The following is an 873-nucleotide window of genomic DNA, read 5'->3' as shown; positions in this document are numbered from 1 at the left end:
CTAGGGGGTGTCCCTAATTATCTGAAGAAAGGTGCTGGAGGCCGAGCGGCCGCCAGCACCGTGGGCAGGGTTGAGCTTGCAGGGAAAGGAAGAGCTGAGCACCCCTGGTGAGTGCACCGACATGAGCTGACGGACGAGCAGTGGAAGCAGCTTAAGCCCCTCATCCCTGCCCGACGAGGGCCGCGCACCAGGAAAGGTGACCGGCAGTTCGTCAATGCAGTGCTCTGGCGGGTGAAGACGGGCGCACCCTGGCGTGACTTGCCAGAGCGTTACGGGCCCTGGAAGACGGTCTACAACCGCTTCGGGCGCTGGGCGACCCGAGGCGTATGGGAGGGGCTCTTCAAGGCGCTACAGCTGCAAGTGGATGAGGTCGGCTCGCTGCTGGACGCCACCATCATCCGGGCGCATCAGGACGCCTCGGGTGCAAAAGGGGGGTCCGATGCAATGCTCTGGGCCGTTCTCGAGGAGGCTTTTCTTCCAAGGTCCACGCCCTCTGCACCACCAAGGGCCAGCCGCTTGAAGTGACGCTGACGCCGGGGCAGCGCGGCGACGTCACTGAAGCCGAGCACCTCCTTCAGTATGCGCACGGCAAGGCGCTCATCGCCGACGCCGGCTATGACGCCGACCACCTCGTGCAGGCCGTCCGGGAGCGCGGCATGAGGCCCGTCATCGCGATGAATCCAACGCGCAAGCACCACCGGCGCCGCAACAGCCGCGCCCTCTACCGGCTGCGCATCCAGGTGGAGTGCATGTTCCACCGCCTCAAGCGCTTCCGCGCCGTGGCCACCCGCTTCGAGAAGACCGCCACCAACTACCTGGCGGTCCTCCACCTGGCCTGCATGATGCTTTGGCTTAATTAGGGACACCCCCTAG

1 pseudogene is annotated in these 873 nt (G+C 65.3%); it reads left to right on the top strand.

What is annotated here, in order from left to right:
* Positions 1-138: 138 nt before the first annotated feature.
* Positions 139-857: pseudogene (locus tag D7V97_RS46375) on the top strand (IS5 family transposase); the annotation flags it as partial.
* Between the last annotated feature and the right edge of the window lie 16 nt (positions 858-873).

It is taken from the genome of Corallococcus sp. CA053C, from assembly GCF_003611675.1.
Classification (GTDB): domain Bacteria; phylum Myxococcota; class Myxococcia; order Myxococcales; family Myxococcaceae; genus Corallococcus.
This window is presented reverse-complemented; position numbering and strand designations above follow the sequence as displayed.